The sequence below is a fragment of the Sphingobium baderi genome (assembly GCF_001456115.1).
Classification (GTDB): Bacteria; Pseudomonadota; Alphaproteobacteria; order Sphingomonadales; family Sphingomonadaceae; genus Sphingobium; species Sphingobium baderi_A.
In genome coordinates this window covers 1,949,206-1,963,783 of the sequence record NZ_CP013264.1, presented here as the reverse complement: position 1 = coordinate 1,963,783, position 14,578 = coordinate 1,949,206, and the positions used below count along the sequence as shown (strand labels likewise).

Annotated in this window: 14 protein-coding genes; 6 read left to right on the top strand and 8 right to left on the bottom strand. The window is 58.4% G+C overall.

Annotated features, from left to right (window positions below; genetic code table 11):
• The first annotated feature begins 310 nt into the window (after nucleotides 1-310).
• The 3 genes from ATN00_RS09795 (at nucleotide 311) to ATN00_RS09785 (ending at nucleotide 5,155) form a co-directional block, all read left to right on the top strand.
• The gene (locus ATN00_RS09795; protein ID WP_197413713.1) at nucleotides 311-2,866 is read left to right on the top strand and encodes a TonB-dependent receptor; all 2,556 of its coding nucleotides are present in this window, start codon (nucleotides 311-313) and stop codon (nucleotides 2,864-2,866) included.
• Between the two features lie 354 nt (nucleotides 2,867-3,220).
• Nucleotides 3,221-4,006, top strand: coding sequence for an NAD(P)-dependent oxidoreductase (locus ATN00_RS09790; RefSeq protein WP_062064273.1), 786 nt, complete (start codon nucleotides 3,221-3,223; stop codon nucleotides 4,004-4,006).
• A 75-nt stretch (nucleotides 4,007-4,081) separates the two neighbouring features.
• Nucleotides 4,082-5,155, top strand: a complete 1,074-nt coding sequence (locus ATN00_RS09785; RefSeq protein ID WP_062064271.1) for a serine aminopeptidase domain-containing protein — start codon at nucleotides 4,082-4,084, stop codon at nucleotides 5,153-5,155.
• 282 nt (nucleotides 5,156-5,437) lie between these two features.
• Here the strand turns inward: ATN00_RS09785 and ATN00_RS09780 are convergent, their stop codons facing one another.
• Both ATN00_RS09780 and ATN00_RS09775 read right to left on the bottom strand, forming a co-directional pair.
• Nucleotides 5,438-5,638, bottom strand: a complete 201-nt coding sequence (locus ATN00_RS09780) for a hypothetical protein (RefSeq protein ID WP_197413712.1) — start codon at nucleotides 5,636-5,638, stop codon at nucleotides 5,438-5,440.
• A 93-nt stretch (nucleotides 5,639-5,731) separates the two neighbouring features.
• Nucleotides 5,732-7,321 carry a phytoene desaturase family protein gene (locus ATN00_RS09775; RefSeq protein ID WP_062064268.1) on the bottom strand — a complete coding sequence of 530 codons (1,590 nt, stop codon included), beginning with the start codon at nucleotides 7,319-7,321 and terminating at the stop codon, nucleotides 5,732-5,734.
• 123 nt (nucleotides 7,322-7,444) lie between these two features.
• On the opposite strand from ATN00_RS09775, the gene ATN00_RS09770 reads away from it, so the two are divergent.
• Together ATN00_RS09770 and ATN00_RS09765 are read left to right on the top strand one after the other, a co-directional pair.
• Entirely contained in the window at nucleotides 7,445-8,122 is a 678-nt protein-coding gene (locus ATN00_RS09770) for a TetR/AcrR family transcriptional regulator (RefSeq protein WP_082635157.1), read from the top strand.
• 64 nt (nucleotides 8,123-8,186) lie between these two features.
• On the top strand, nucleotides 8,187-9,434 hold the full coding sequence (locus ATN00_RS09765) for an FAD-dependent oxidoreductase (RefSeq protein ID WP_231746440.1): 1,248 nt from the start codon (nucleotides 8,187-8,189) through the stop codon (nucleotides 9,432-9,434).
• Between the two features lie 44 nt (nucleotides 9,435-9,478).
• On the opposite strand, the gene egtD is transcribed toward ATN00_RS09765, so the two are convergent.
• The 3 genes from egtD to ATN00_RS09750 all read right to left on the bottom strand — a co-directional run bounded on the left by egtD (nucleotide 9,479) and on the right by ATN00_RS09750 (nucleotide 12,497).
• The gene (gene egtD / locus ATN00_RS09760) at nucleotides 9,479-10,465 is read right to left on the bottom strand and encodes an L-histidine N(alpha)-methyltransferase (RefSeq protein WP_062064264.1); all 987 of its coding nucleotides are present in this window, start codon (nucleotides 10,463-10,465) and stop codon (nucleotides 9,479-9,481) included.
• Nucleotides 10,462-11,751, bottom strand: a complete 1,290-nt coding sequence (egtB, locus tag ATN00_RS09755) for an ergothioneine biosynthesis protein EgtB (protein WP_062064262.1) — start codon at nucleotides 11,749-11,751, stop codon at nucleotides 10,462-10,464. The genes egtD and egtB overlap by 4 nt, the downstream gene beginning before the upstream one ends.
• Nucleotides 11,752-11,816: 65 nt before the next feature.
• Nucleotides 11,817-12,497 carry a flavodoxin family protein gene (locus ATN00_RS09750; protein WP_082635156.1) on the bottom strand — a complete coding sequence of 227 codons (681 nt, stop codon included), beginning with the start codon at nucleotides 12,495-12,497 and terminating at the stop codon, nucleotides 11,817-11,819.
• 34 nt (nucleotides 12,498-12,531) lie between these two features.
• Here ATN00_RS09750 and ATN00_RS23395 point away from each other — a divergent pair, with 34 nt between their 5' ends.
• Complete coding sequence (locus tag ATN00_RS23395; protein ID WP_156415253.1) at nucleotides 12,532-12,945, top strand: hypothetical protein; 414 nt, start codon at nucleotides 12,532-12,534, stop codon at nucleotides 12,943-12,945.
• A gap of 45 nt (nucleotides 12,946-12,990) precedes the next feature.
• Here ATN00_RS23395 and ATN00_RS09745 read toward each other — a convergent pair whose 3' ends face one another.
• From ATN00_RS09745 to ATN00_RS09735, 3 genes are all read right to left on the bottom strand, one after another.
• A complete protein-coding gene (locus tag ATN00_RS09745; protein ID WP_062064260.1) occupies nucleotides 12,991-13,944 on the bottom strand; it encodes a cation diffusion facilitator family transporter in 954 nt (317 codons plus the stop codon).
• A 76-nt stretch (nucleotides 13,945-14,020) separates the two neighbouring features.
• Nucleotides 14,021-14,257, bottom strand: a complete 237-nt coding sequence (locus ATN00_RS09740) for a hypothetical protein (protein WP_231746439.1) — start codon at nucleotides 14,255-14,257, stop codon at nucleotides 14,021-14,023.
• Nucleotides 14,258-14,278: 21 nt separating this feature from the next.
• The gene (locus ATN00_RS09735; protein WP_062064258.1) at nucleotides 14,279-14,500 is read right to left on the bottom strand and encodes a hypothetical protein; all 222 of its coding nucleotides are present in this window, start codon (nucleotides 14,498-14,500) and stop codon (nucleotides 14,279-14,281) included.
• Between the last annotated feature and the right edge of the window lie 78 nt (nucleotides 14,501-14,578).

Below are 14,578 nucleotides of genomic sequence, written 5' to 3'. Positions count from 1 at the left end.
ATGTTGTTTCCCGTCTGCGTCGATCCGGTACGCCCCCATCTTTCATACACTTAGTATGTCGACCAGCATTGCGACAGGTGATTGAGGGCGTTGTCGATGGCACCCTCAAGTCTCACCTTATTTTAGAGAGTCGCCGAAGAAATTGCCATTTTTGGTACAAATTAAGCGACATGTGCATTATCTGCTTGGGTTGCAATAATTTCTCGCTGTGCTACGTTCGACTTGTTTGATTTGATCTGCCTCGCAGTTAGCGCAATCACAGATCGAATTGAATGAAAGCTGCAATAAAGCAGCGATGGGGGAGAATGACATGAACAGGCAGTTGCTTGCTGCATTTCTGCGCGCATCCGTTACTTCGACAGCACTTATCACAGCGGGCCATGCCTATGGCCAGAGCGGACAGGCCGCTCCTGAGGGCACAACATCCGCTGGAAGTGAGCAACGCCCAGCGGCTCGACAGGCACGAACCGCCTCTGAAAGCGGATCGCTCGACGATATCGTAGTGACTGCCCGCCGCGTCGGTGAAAATCAGCAGACGGTGCCGGTCGCAGTGACCGCCCTCTCCAGCGCACTGCTGCAAGAGCGGCAGGTTTCGCAAGTGACCGATCTTGCCCGCACGGCACCAAGCCTCAGCATCGGCACCGGTGGCACAGGCCCGTCCACTATCGTCTATCTCGCCATTCGCGGTCAGGCGCAGAACAGCCCGAATTCCTTTTCCGACGCGGCAGTCGGCATCTATATCGACGGCGTTTATGTCGCCCGGCCAATAGTAGGCAATCTCGGCTTTCTAGACCCTGGCTCGGCCGAAGTGCTGCGTGGTCCGCAGGGAACGTTGTTCGGTCGCAACACGACGGGCGGCGCGCTTAACCTGACCTCGGCGCAACCAACCGACACTTTGAGTGGCTATGTAAAGGCCGGCTATGGGGATTATGACGCGGTCAATATCGAGGGCGTGTTAAACGCGCCTCTCAGCGACGAGGTCGCGGTGCGTTTCGCCGGTCGCTATGATCGCCATGACGGCTATTTCCCCAATCCCGCGCTCGGCTACGCCAATGGCGGCGTGAAGGGCGAATATTATGGCCGCGGATCGCTGAAATGGGAATCGAAGGCGCTCCCCATAACCTTGAACCTGATCGGCGACTATATGCATTACCGGGACACCGGAAACGCTACAGCGGTCGCCGCGATCAATCCTACAGGTCCGCTCGCCAGCTTCTACGGTATCTCGCAGGGTGTTCGGTCGGGTGCGATCCCTGGAGACACGCCGATCCCACTTTCGCCGACCTTTTCGGTGCCGGCATCTACCTTCACCAACTTCTCTCAGGGACCGATCGGCCCCGTTACTCAATATCTCAATCCGGAATTTGCCACTGACGCCCAGAAAGCGACGCTGCTCGCCAAGAACTGGAAATATAATTTCGGCGCCCCCTCCACCGGTGAACGCCGGATCGATGAACTGGGTAATTTCAACGAGGCCTGGTCGGCAACCGCCAATCTGGCTATCGATCTCGACGCGGTAACCATAAAGTCGATCACCGGCTATCGCTGGTCGAACACCAGCAGCAACCTGGACCTGACTGGCACCAACACCGGCGTGGGCGCCTTCATCAGCCAATACCGTCAACATCAGTTCAGCGAGGAACTCCAGATCTCCGGCGATGTCGGTAAGCTGCAGTATATTCTCGGGGGCATATATTTCCGCGAGTCAGGCACGGAACTTTCCGATTCCGCCATTTTCTACAACACCCCGGTCGCCACCGGCGGCGACCACACGCTCGGCGATTTCGAAAGTACGTCCAAGGGGCTGTTCGCGCAGGTGAACTATAATTTCACCGACGAATTGCGGGTGACTGGCGGCATCCGCTATACATGGGATACGCGCTACATCAATCGCCGTGGCACGACGCCTCGCCTGTCCGCCACGCCGAACTGCCAAGCTGGTCCGAACGCCGGCCTGCCGGTTCCAGCTGGGGGGTGCCAGAACCCGGAAACGGCGCGCTTCTCTTATCCGGCATGGACAGCCGGCGTCGATTACAAGGTGTCGCCAGACATTTTTATCTACGCGAAGACCAGTGGCGCTTCCAATTCCGGCGGCTTCAACTCACGTCCTGTGCCACCGCCTTATTCCAGCTCCTTCAAGCCCGAAGACGTGCGTGACATCGAAGCCGGCTTCAAGGGCGAGTTCATGAACCGGCGCATCCGCACCAACCTGGCCTTTTTCCACGCCTGGCAATCCAACGTGCAGCGGATCATCAACACGACCTTCGTCGACAGCGGCGGAGCGACCCGCCTGACCCAGTTCGTCAGCAACGCTGGCAAGGCCCGCACCTACGGCGTCGAGTTCGAAGGCACTGTGCTGCCGTGGGAGGGCATGGATCTGTCAGGCAGCTTTGCCTATCTGCATGCATCCTATGTGAAGGGTAGCCGGTTCGAGACCCAATTGGTAAGCGGGTCCGCCGTCCAGGTCGATCGGTCCGGAGAACCCATTACGCAGGCGCCGAAGTGGACGGCGAATCTCAGCGCGACACAGACGATAATGATGGATTCAGGCAAGCTAAAGTTGCACGCCGACTATGCTTATGTCTCGTCGCGCTACTTCGACTACTTCACCACCGGCGATCCAGCCGCGCAGGCGGCGGTAGCCATTGCCAACGAGGCGTCGCGCATCCGCGGCTATGGCCTCGTGAATGCACAGGTCAGTTACACGTTCAACCAACCCCAGCTGGAGCTGGCATTCTGGATGAAGAATGTGACCGATCAACCCTATTTCACCAATGTCTTCAACAGCTACACCGGCCTTGGTGCCACGGTGCAATTCCAGGGTATGCCACGCACTTTCGGCGGTTCCGTCTCGTTCAGTTTCTGATCGAACGCATTAGAAAAAGAAGGAAAGGGGCGGTCGCGTTACGGCCGCCCCTTTCCGCGCACTATGGCCATCGCCATTAGAGAGAAAGAATGGGATGGCCTGTTTCATAGCCGGGACTGTTGATGCCGGATCAGGCGCTCTTGCGGACGGCGGCTTGATATTAGTGGGGTACTCGGCCGCCAACCCGCATGGGACGAGCTTCGTTGCCCATTGATGCTGCCAAAGACTATCGCAATTGGGCCTCAGGGCCCCATGCGACGCCTCACGGGTTTTCGTTGAGCCCAGATCGTTGCAAGGGTCGGCGCTTGACGACTCCTGATCATGGAGTGAGCAATCATTGTACGAGGAGAGAACATGAAAGTCGCATGGATCGGCCTTGGCCAGATGGGCCTGCCAACAGCAAAGACCGTTGCCGCCGCCGGCCATACCGTCCGAGCGTTCGACGTGAATGCTCCTGCAGCGGACGATGCTGGCGACCTCATCCTCTGCGCGTCTCCGCGTGAGGCCGCAATCGATTGCGACCTGCTGTGCATCGCCGTCTTTTCCGACGATCAGGTCGAGGATGTGCTGAACGGCCCAGAAGGCGTGATGGGCGACCTGAAGCCGGGCACCATCGTCGCTGTATTCACGACCGGCAGCATCGAATCGATCCAGCGTATCGCCGCCGCAGCGCCGGCTGGTATTTCGATACTGGACACTTGCTTCAGCCGGATGCAGTCGGAACTGGCATCGGGCAAACTCACCCTTCTCGTGGGCGGCGATGCAGACGCGATCCAGCGGGGACGGCCTGCTTTCGATTCCTTTGCGCGCGCGATCTTCCACGTCGGCGCTAGCGGCGCCGGCCGGGCGATCAAGCTCGTCAACAATATTCTGTTCGCGGGACATCTGCAATTGGCGGCGGATGCGATCAAGCTGGCTGGCGCGCTGGGGCTGGAGCGGGAATCGACCGCGGCGGCACTCGTCCAGTGCAGCGGCGCCAGCGATGTCATGGCACATTTCATTCATGCCGATCCGCAGGGCATGCTTGATACGTCGCATCGTTACATGGTGAAGGATGTGAATGCCGCGCTTGCTGCCGGCGACAAGGCCGGGATCGAGCTGAAAGCACTTGCCGCATCAACCGCCGCCTATCAAAAGTAATGATAACCAACGGGCAGCGGTGACCTGGGCAGGTCAGAAAATCGCCGACGATCAGCAGGTTGAAGGAGGGGTGATATGGGCACGCCAATCGAACTGACCATCGATGTGACGGAGGCAGCGGGGCTAGGCATGCCGGCGCATGTCGCGGTCAGCGTCTTTCTTCCCGATGCCGATGGCCTCGCGCAACCACCCGTTGTCTGTTTCGCCTTTCCAGGCGGCGGCTATAATCGCCGCTATTACAGCTTCGATATGCCCGACGGATCGGGCGGTGGCGAAGCCGGCTATCATAACGCAAGAGGCTGGATCGTCGTCGCCTGCGATCATCTGGGCTTCGGCGATTCCACCATTCCCGACGACGACAAGCTTGACCTCGATATTGTTGCTGCCGCCAATGACGCGACCGTACGTGCAATCATGGACCGGATAGAGGCGGGTACGCTTGTCGACAGCTTCCCGGCCGTCCCGGGTGCAACGCGGATAGGTATAGGCCAGTCGATGGGTGGCTGCTTCGCAATTGTGGCGCAAGGCAATCACGAGACTTTCGATGGCATCGCTACGCTGGGCTATAGCGGCATCCATACCATCGTGCCCACGCGCCCTGGCCAGCCTGAGGCGACATGGCCGTGGATTTCCCGGCGCAGCCCGCTCGCCGCGCCAAAGATCTACAATCTCGCCGCACTTGCCGCCTCCAAGGGACCACAGCTAGGCGATGCCGAGGCGCTTAAGGAAGCTGCGCGCAAAGGCGAGCATCCATTCCAATGGTCGTTCCACTGGGATGACGAGCCAGCCGACTGGGTGACGCTCGATATGGAGGCTTCTGCCGGGCTGCTCGATACGCTGCCTCCATGGCGTTCGGCAACCACGCCCGCCTGCGGTGTCTATATGGTCGCTCCCGGCGCAGTGGCGCTCGAAGCAGCCTCGATCCGCGTACCCGTCCTGATTGCGGTTGGTGAACGCGATGTCGTCCCGGATCCATGGGCCGAGCCCAAGGCATTCAAAAGCGCCAGCGATGTCCAACTGTTCGTATGCCCACGGATGGCGCATATGCATAATTTCGCGCATACTCGCACGCTGTTCTGGGAACGCATCCAGAATTGGGGCGACGGCGTGGCGCGGATGCGAAGCCTGGCCGCAACCATCGCCGATTAGTCAGTTCCGTCCTATCTGACCTTTTGCTTCCTTGCGTCGCTGATGCGCCCGACCACATATCCAGCACCTTGATAACGTAACCAGACTGACTGGCATCTCCGCAGGCGAATTTGACGGACAATATTGGCACTCGCCCGCCGAACGACGCTCATTCATCGGGTCAAACTTATCCGCCGAACCTGCGTTAAGCTCCACAGGCGCCATATATTGCGCCCTGAAGCGGTGCCACCGGTAGCGCAGGTTCCATCGACCCCGTTTTTTCTGGCAGCACCGCTGTCGTTTTCAGTCGCTTTTTTTCCGGCTGGCGCGCCAGCCCTTCCACAAAAGGCCTGGCATGCGCAGCTTGACGCTCATCGGAAAGAGAGCGAAAGCCTCCCACATATCTTCAGGTTTGATATGGATGACGGCCGCCATCGCGCCCATCATCTTCCCTTTGACGACCAATTTTTCGCCTTCAAGTTCGATCGTCTTGACGTCCATCATCTCGACGCCGTCCTTGCTGTATACCTTCATGCCCTGTTCCTATCACGCCCGGCGCGGCGCCGAACCGACAAATCCCGCGCCGTGCCCGGTGGCTTAGTTTGACGAAACCTTTTCGAAATCCAGTCCCAGATCCTCCATGATGACCTGCACTGCATTGCGACCCGGGCCGCCTGTGACGCCACCGCCCGGATGAGTGGAGCCCGCCGTCATGTAAAGCTTGGGCACGGGCATACGGTACTGGCCCCAGCCCGGCACCGGTCGGTTGCCGCCCAACTGCCAGCTGAAAAAACCGATATGCTGAATATCCCCGTTGACCAGCGACGTATTGTAGCGCGTGATGTCCAGCGGCGTCATGAAATGCGTTGCGATGATATTGTCATCGGTGAGGTTGGTGACCTGTTCGCGCAGATCGTCAATGAAGCCCTGAGCAATCTCCGCGCCAATCTCGTCCCACTTCTCGCGGCCGCCTTCCTTGAGGTCGAGCGGCATGAACGCATAAATATGGACGGTTCCCTTGCCCTCCGGCACGCGGCTGGGATCGGCCCGGAACTGCTGGACCCAACAAGCGAAATTGCGATCGGGAATGCCATATTGCAGATTCTGGAAACCCCGGCGGAATTCCTCCACATCGGAATGGCAGCGTTCGACCCAGAAATAATCCTCGATCCCATTGCCATATTTGAAATCCAGCGGCTCATTGAGCGACAGATGGACCGTCATCGGTTGAAAGTCGGCATATTTAAGCGTGTCAACGCGGTGCTGGAAACCGGGCGGCAGTTCAAAGCCGGGCACCATATGCGGGAAGATTTGCGCGATATGCAGGCCGGCCACCACTGCTTTGTTCGCCCTGATCGTTTCGCCATTGGTCAGGATGAGGCCCTTCGCCTCGCCGCTTTCGATCAGGATTTCCTTTACTTCGCTGTTGAGCCTGATGACCCCTCCATGAGCAATGAAACAGCGCCCAAGCGCTTCAGCAAGCGCACCTGATCCTCCAATGCAGATGCCGGTGCCGAAACGATACATATAGGGCAGGATCACGTAGAAGCCGAAGCCCGTCCCATTATCAAAGGGATTGAGCATAGCTTCCGACGCATAGCGGGCGAGCGCGATCCTGATCTTTGGATTTTCAATCCATTCACAGATCAAGTCCCAGGCGCTGATCGCCTGCAACCGCATCATCTCCTGCCCCTCAGGCGTTGCATCCATCATCATTGCCTGCATGCCGGGGGATGGCGGCACCGAATACATACCCATCACCAACATATCCATGGTCTGGTCGACCTGGGTACAGAAGCGGCGGAAATTGTCCGCGTCCTTGGGTGAAATCTTCGCCATCGACGCGCAGGTGCGATCGAGATCGCTCCAGAATTCCAGATGTGTGTCATCGTCGAAATACAGGACTGTCATCTTTTCCGGATTGGCATATTCCAACCCGAACTTCGAAATCAGCTCCAATTCATCATTGCGGATAAGCGGGTTGCCCATGAGCATCGAATGCGACACCGAACAGACGTCCTGATGAAAGCCTTTGCCGGTAAAGTCCTCCGTGGTCGCGACACTACCGCCAGCCTTTTCCTTGCGCTCAACAATGCAAACGGACAGACCAGCTTTTGCGAGGTAGCTCCCTGTTATCAATGCGTTGTGGCCAGCGCCGGCAATAACGACATCATAGGACTCAGACATATATTCTACTCCCGACTGGATGGCCGGATGCTAGCGGTGGATTACGCATAAGGGAATAAAAAAGCGACAATATGTCGCGTTTATCGCATTGCAATCTTTTGCCTTGCTGTGACAGGTGAGCCGATGCCCGAAAAATCTTCTTCCAGATCGATTTCAGTTCGCTCAGTCCCCGCAACGACCCGGCGGCGCACAGGACGTCCATCATCGCATGAGGCCAGCGACCTCGATCAAGCCGTGTTGAAGGCGGCGCTAGCGGAATTTCGGGACATGGGCTTCGCCGGAGCTTCGATCGAACGAATTGCCCGCGCGGCGGGACTAACACGCAGCGCGGTCTATCGGCGACATGGGGACAAGCGGCAATTGTTCGACCACGTTCTTCGCCTGCAGATCGCACAACTGGAAGCACAGGCCGACGCTGCCATCCTGCCATCGGACGATCCGCTGGTGGCGCTACGCCGGACAGCCGAAGCCTATTGCCGTTTCGTGACCAGCCCTACCGCGATCGACCTGCAGCGTATCGTGATATGGGGAGCATCCGCCGCCATGCGGAAGGAGATGTCGGCGATCCCGTCTTTGCCGAGTGAACTCGCCGACCAGGTGGATCGGCGCATCGCATCCGCGCAGGCGGCCGGCATGTTGAAACCGGCGCCCATAGACCTGTGGCGCACCGCGCTCTTGCGGCTAGTGACGGAGGGCCCCCGTTGGCAGGCCCTCACCAGTGCGGAACCCTGGACCGAAACGCGGATCAGGGAGGATTTCGACCGGATGTGGGATATCTTCATCGCCATGGCAGGCACTTGAGTGAAACGCAGGTGTAAGCTTCAGGCCATGGACCAGAAAGCAAAGGCGAGGTAAGCTTGTTTTCGTGACAAAGGACAGCGCTCTTCCGGTCATAGTCGTTGGCGGCGGCCCAGCGGGGATGATGGCTGGACTGCTGTTTGCGCGGGCAGGTGTTCGCACATTAGTCCTGGAAAAACACACCGATTTTCTTCGGGACTTCAGGGGCGACACGGTCCATCCCTCGACACTCGACCTCTTTGACGAATTGAACCTCCTCAACATATTGCTCGCTCGCAATCATGATAAGGTGCCGTCCATCGGAGCCGTTATCGCCGGCCGGGCCTACCAGATCGCCGACTTTCGTCGCCTGCCGGGCCGGGCAAAGTTCATCGCAATGATGCCGCAATGGGATTTCCTCGATTTCGTGGCCGAACAAGCGCACACGCTGCCTGCCTTTTCCATGCAGATGGGCGAAGAGGTGACCGGCTTGCTGCACGGGCCGCAACGGATCGAAGGCATACGGCTCGCGAGCGGCGAATCGATCCGGGCATCACTGGTGATCGCTGCCGACGGGCGGAACTCCGTTCTGCGAGACGCCGCCGAGCTTCCCCGTCGGGACCTGAAGGCGCCCATAGACGTGTTGTGGTTCCGAATACCCAAGGAAAGGACGCCGGACAACCGAACGCAAGGCTATGTCGACCGGGGCGAGATGATCGTCACAATCGACCGAGGCGATTATTTCCAATGCGCGCGCGTGATCGAAAAAGGGTCGGCCGAAGTCGTTCGTGCCGCTGGCATCCCACGCTTTCGAAACGACGTTGCAGCGACCGTCCCAGCACTTGCAGGGTATATCGGGGCGATCAACCAATGGGATGACGTCAAACAACTGACCGTGTCGCTTGATCGCCTGACGCGCTGGCACCGCCCCGGCCTTCTGGCGATAGGCGATGCCGCACATGCCATGTCACCGGTTGGCGGCGTCGGCATCAATCTGGCGATTCAGGATGCGGTAGCTGCCGCCAATATCCTTGCGGGGCCGCTTTCCAAAGGCGCCGATCCCGATCCGCTTCTGCATGAAGTGGAGCGGCGGCGAATGTTCCCGGTGAAAGTGATACAGGCCGTCCAGCGCATCGTGCACCGCAGCGTCATAGGTGCGGCGATGCGTAATCAGGCCCCCCGTGCGCCTGCCATTCTGCGCCTTCTTCAAGCCATTCCGCCATTGCAGGGCCTACCGGCGCGTCTGCTGGGTCTTGGCATCCGCCGTGAACATATCCGGTCGCCTGATGCGACCCAAGGGATGCTCAGCCCGGCCGACGGCCTTCCCAATCATTGAAGCTTGCCTTGGGCACAAAAGCCGACCGTGTCGCGATACTCCCTTTAGGGCGCTGAACGGAACTGCGTTGCTTCAGCGAGAAACAGCAGGAAATCGTCCTGATCGTCCGTCCAGCGAACAAGAGGTGACCAACCGCTCGCGTGCAACAACAAGATGGCCTGCCGGGGGCTATATTTGTGACTGTTTTCGGTATGGATTGTTTCGCCTGCACGCATGGAAAAGCTGCGCCCGCAAAGCGAAAAGCGAACATCCTTCACCGCCTCCAGATGCATTTCGATGCGGCTCCACCCTTCATTCCAGCGAGCGACGTGGCGAAACTGGTCTACCGGAATGTCGGCCCCCAGTTCACGGTTGATCCGGTGAAGCAGGTTTAGGTTGAAGGCAGCCGTCACCCCTTCCGCATCATCATAAGCGTCAAGAAGGCGATCCACTTGCTTGATACGGTCGATGCCGATCAGCAACTGGGCGTTTCTCCCCAGCGTATTGCGCATCGAACGCAGAAGATCGATGGCGGTGTGGGGCACGAAATTGCCTATGGTCGAACCGGGAAAGAAGCCTAACAGGCTCTCGCCTATCAGGCGCGGGGGTAAATCGACCTTCCGCATGAAGTCGGCCTCCACCGGGATGACCGGCAGGCCCGGAAATTTTTCCGCCAGATCCCGGCTCGACTGCCGCAGAAACTCGCCTGAAATGTCGATGGGGACATAGGCACGGGGGGCGATGGCGCTGAGCAATAGAGGCGTCTTGACCGAACTGCCCGATCCGAGTTCCACCACTGTCCGATCAGGACCTGCCATTTTCGCGATTTCTGGCCCATTGTCCCGCAACAAAGCGGTTTCCGTGCGGGTCGGATAATATTCGGGAAGGCGGGTGATCTCCTCGAAAAGCTGCGATCCGCGCAGATCGTAGAACCAGCGCGCGGGTATCGCCTTCTGGGTCTCCGCAAGGCCCTTCACCACATCCTCACGGAAGGCGATATTCACGCCCTCTGCATCAATATCCACAATCCGAAGACCTGCGCCTGCAGTCATGTCAGATCCCTCGCAAGGCGAAGACCCGTGAACTGCCAGCGCTTTTCGGGTTGAAAGAAATTGCGATAGCTCCCGCGCATATGGCCCCGCGGAGTAACGAAGCTCCCGCCCTTCAGCACGAACTGGTTGCTCATGAACTTACCATTATATTCGCCGACAGCGCCCTTTGCCGCGCGAAAGCCGGGATAGGGCCGATAAGGCGATCCCGTCCATTCCCAGACAGAACCGAACATCTCGCTGAGTCCTTTCGGGTCTGACGCGGCTCTCGGCCCTACTTCATATTCGCCATCGAACTGCATGCCGCCATCGGGATCGAGACCTTGGGCAGCATGTTCCCACTCCTGCTCGGTCGGCAGGCGCGCGCTTGACCAGGCCGCAAAGGCATCCGCCTCGAAAAGGCTGATATGAACGACGGGTGCGGCCGAATCGACTGGTTGCCAGCCCGCCAGCGTGAAATGCATCCAATGCCCGTCGTCTTCGCATCGCCAATAAAGCGGACTTTCGATTCCTTCCGCCTTTACCCAGTTCCAGCCTTCGTCCAGCCACAATGCAGGATTGCGGTAACCCCCATCCTCCATGAAGGCGATCCATTCGCCGTTGGTGACGGTTCGCCGGGCCAAGGCATAGGGATTCAGAAAATGCTTATGGCGGGGTTGCTCGCAATCGAAGGCGAAGGCATCGCCATCGGTCCCGACTTCGACGAGTCCGCCGGAAAATTCACGCCATGCTGACCCCGAGTCCGCAACATCCCCGACCATCGACACGGGAAGCATGGGCCATAATGCAGGGCCCAATGGATTACAGGAAAAGAGGTGCTTGACGTCGGTCAGCAGCAATTCCTGATGCTGCTCCTCATGATGCAAGCCAAGCTCCAGCAATTCACCGCAGCGTTCCGCCAAAAAGGGGATCGCAGTCAACACGGCTTGATCCACATATTCCCGGAACCGCCTGACTTCGCCAAGAGCGGGTCGCGTCAGCAGCCCTCGCTGCGATCGGGCCTGACGCGCGCCCTCAGCTTCATAATAGCTGTTGAAAAGAAAGGGCCATCTCTCATTGAACAGCCGATAGCCTTCCAGATGGTCGCGTAAAATGAAGATCTCGAAAAACCATGTCGTGTGCGCCAGATGCCATTTGGCGGGGGAGGCATCTACCATGGATTGCGCGCTGGCATCTGCATCGGAAAGCGGGGCGACAAGATCGAGCGTGCGTTCGCGAACCGTCTGGAAACGCTCAGCCAGATCCTGTTCCGGCAACGATGCGGGACGAAGAGTGGAACTTGTGTTCAAGGCGGCTAGCCCCTCCTTTCCAGCTTCGATAGCTATGAGTGAGGAGGCCAATCCCCTCGACCCGATCAATACGCGCGAGCGGGCAAAAAGGTCGCACGAAAAGGGAAAATTCGATCCTCGCTTCCCACAGGGGGCGACCGGCTCGGGTAGGGCTGCGACTTCAGCAATGCGGCAAGGTGCGCCGCATTGGACGCCGCCATCTTCGCCGTCTTTTCGACCATTTGGGCTACCTTCCGAAGATCCTTGAAATCGGTCGATCCCATGGCTTCACCAACCCAATAGCAGGCCGCAACCGACGGAATAGTCCAGCCGACATCGTTGAGAGCCTGGAAAATCTGGGCCGAACAGAAGTGAGCGCCATCTTCATTGCCGACGACCGCTGGCATGGCGACCTTGCCATAACTAGGCATCCGCCCTTGCTCATCGGTTTCCGAAAGGAAGGCATCCATACGCTCAAGCACCCGTTTGCCCACGCTGCCGACCTGCCCCATCCAGATCGGGCTACCGAATAGCAATATATCATGGTCGAGGATTTTCGATCGCAAGGCGGGCCGGGCATCTCCATCGCCCTCATCGGATGTGACGCCCGCTTTTATGTCGAGGGTAGCGACCCGGACGGTCTGGCTGACCTCAACCTGCCGATCTGCAAATGCCTTTGCCAGAACGGCAATCATGGCATCTGTTGAGGATGTCTCGGCCGGATCGGATTTAAGCGTGCAATTTAACTGCAGGGCGCGGAGTGACATAGTCGGAACCTCCTAGGCATTGATGCCGGACGGGATGGAACGACTGCTGCTGGTTGGGAAACGGCTCGAGCCGCAAAAAAGTTCAGACGCCCGCAATGACCGACCAATTTGGCCGGCGCGGCGTAGCATCACGGAAATCGCAGCATTTCCCTTCGGGCCACGTTCGTTAAGTGCGGGCGCATCCAACAAAGGAGTATCGCAAGAAGTGCTTCAAGATCCAATGCCGACAATTGATCGCGTCGCCGGTTGCGAAGGAAGTCGGCAAAAATCACAAAATTGCTTTCCCGATCATGACGGAAAACCTGTAGAAGCCTCAGACGCTCAGGTGAGTGGACGCGTTTTCTGCTCTACCAACGGGGAGCGACCACGGCTGGCAACTTCTCTGTTTTCCGTCCATCGCGCCGCGAAGTTCCGACTGAAAAATCAATGGTCGGGATTATGGTCTTGAGACCGAATGGCACATTTCATCACCCGATCACGTCTCATCACCCGATCACGTCGGGCGCGACTGGACGACTGCGTTTTCGCGCTTTTCGGGCCGGATGTAGATGGAGGTGAGTTCGGGAACGGCCTGCTTCATTGCGCTTTCCATTTCCTCGATCAGGCTTTCCGCCTGCCCCATGGGCAAGTCGTCGGCAAAGTCTGCACTGATCGCTACGAAAACGGCATCGGGCGCGGTATGGATGGTGCGGATATGATTGACTGCCGTGATTTCCGGCCGCCCATCAAGCAATCGCCAAACAGTCCCGATAAGAGTGCCATCGGCGCTTTCGCCGATCAGCAAGCCTTTAGCTTCGCGCGCCAGCAATATGGCCACGCCCCCCAGAACGAGGCCGATGGCGATCGAAGCGATCCCGTCCAAACGCGGATTGCCATAATGATGACTCGCCCAAACTCCAATTGCCGCGAACAGCAGACCGACCAATGCGGCGCTATCCTCAAACAGAACGATAAAACCTGCCGGATCTTTGGATCGCCTGATCGATTGCCACCAACTGCTCGACCCGCGCTTGCGGCCGAACTCTCGAACGGCGATCGTCCAGGATGTTCCTTCAAGTAGAAAGGCAACCGCCAGAACGGCATAGTTCATATAGGGATCTCGGAGCGGCTCGGGCTTTCCGATATGCACCCAGCCTTCATAGACGGACACCCCCGCGCCGACGGCAAATATCAGGATCGCCACCACAAACGCCCAGAAATATAATTCCCTGCCATAGCCAAAAGGATGTACCGTATCGGATGGCTTTTTAGCTTTGGCCTGACCATAAAGCAACAGCACCTGATTGCCGCTGTCGACCAGCGAATGCACACCCTCCGTCAGCATCGAAGATGAACCGGTGAAGGCCGACGCCACGAATTTCGCGACCGCAATTCCGATATTGGCGAGCAACGCGCCGTAGAGAACGATATTCTCTCGGAAATGACTGACGCGCTCAGCTTTTTCCATGTAGTTCAGCCGATATGGAGGGTGGATTTGAGCAGGCCGGGTGTGGCGGCACGCGCCCATCCTTCCGGCATCCGCGTCAACTCCCCGCCTGCGTGTTTACAGGCGGGGCCAGCGGGTTCGGATCTTTATCCTTTCCCTTCTCAATCCGCCTGGCGGCCTCGTCATGATCATTGTCTGTATCTTCTCCGGGCGAGCCCTGCTCCGGCGGAGGCACATCATCACGACTTTCCGCAGGATTGCGGGCAGATTTGTCGCCTTGTTCCTTCTGCATATCAATCTCCTTGGTAAACCGGACGATGAACGCGACGATCAACTCGCGTCGCTCGCAACGGGTTTAGCTGCCATTTGCCTCTGCGACGTTCGCCATGTGGGAATTGTCCGCCCCTGTCTGTGCGGTGTTGAAAAATCCCGTGGCCAGCAGGATGGCAAAAAGGATCACAACCAGACCCAGGCTGATGCTCAAAACATAGCGGGTCACATGAGTGGAAGCACCGCCGCGCGCCTCCACCCGCGAAACATGGGTAACGACATCGCCATCTTCCTCTTCCTTATGCATCGAAATCTCCTTTCACAGAGGACAACAACGCGCGGGCATGCCGGTTCCGGTAAGGCAGGACGGGTAGAATTTTGGATC

Excerpts from the sequence above, each read along its gene's own strand:
- ATN00_RS09795 (WP_197413713.1), top strand. The coding sequence starts at position 311 with ATGAACAGGCAGTTGCTTGCTGCATTTCTGCGCGCATCCGTTACTTCG.
- ATN00_RS09790 (WP_062064273.1), top strand. The coding sequence starts at position 3,221 with ATGAAAGTCGCATGGATCGGCCTTGGCCAGATGGGCCTGCCAACAGCA.
- ATN00_RS09785 (WP_062064271.1), top strand. The coding sequence starts at position 4,082 with ATGGGCACGCCAATCGAACTGACCATCGATGTGACGGAGGCAGCGGGG.
- ATN00_RS09780 (WP_197413712.1), bottom strand. The coding sequence starts at position 5,638 with ATGATGGACGTCAAGACGATCGAACTTGAAGGCGAAAAATTGGTCGTC.
- ATN00_RS09775 (WP_062064268.1), bottom strand. The coding sequence starts at position 7,321 with ATGTCTGAGTCCTATGATGTCGTTATTGCCGGCGCTGGCCACAACGCA.
- ATN00_RS09770 (WP_082635157.1), top strand. The coding sequence starts at position 7,445 with ATGCCCGAAAAATCTTCTTCCAGATCGATTTCAGTTCGCTCAGTCCCC.
- egtD (WP_062064264.1), bottom strand. The coding sequence starts at position 10,465 with ATGACTGCAGGCGCAGGTCTTCGGATTGTGGATATTGATGCAGAGGGC.
- ATN00_RS09750 (WP_082635156.1), bottom strand. The coding sequence starts at position 12,497 with ATGTCACTCCGCGCCCTGCAGTTAAATTGCACGCTTAAATCCGATCCG.
- ATN00_RS23395 (WP_156415253.1), top strand. The coding sequence starts at position 12,532 with ATGGAACGACTGCTGCTGGTTGGGAAACGGCTCGAGCCGCAAAAAAGT.
- ATN00_RS09745 (WP_062064260.1), bottom strand. The coding sequence starts at position 13,944 with ATGGAAAAAGCTGAGCGCGTCAGTCATTTCCGAGAGAATATCGTTCTC.
- ATN00_RS09735 (WP_062064258.1), bottom strand. The coding sequence starts at position 14,500 with ATGCATAAGGAAGAGGAAGATGGCGATGTCGTTACCCATGTTTCGCGG.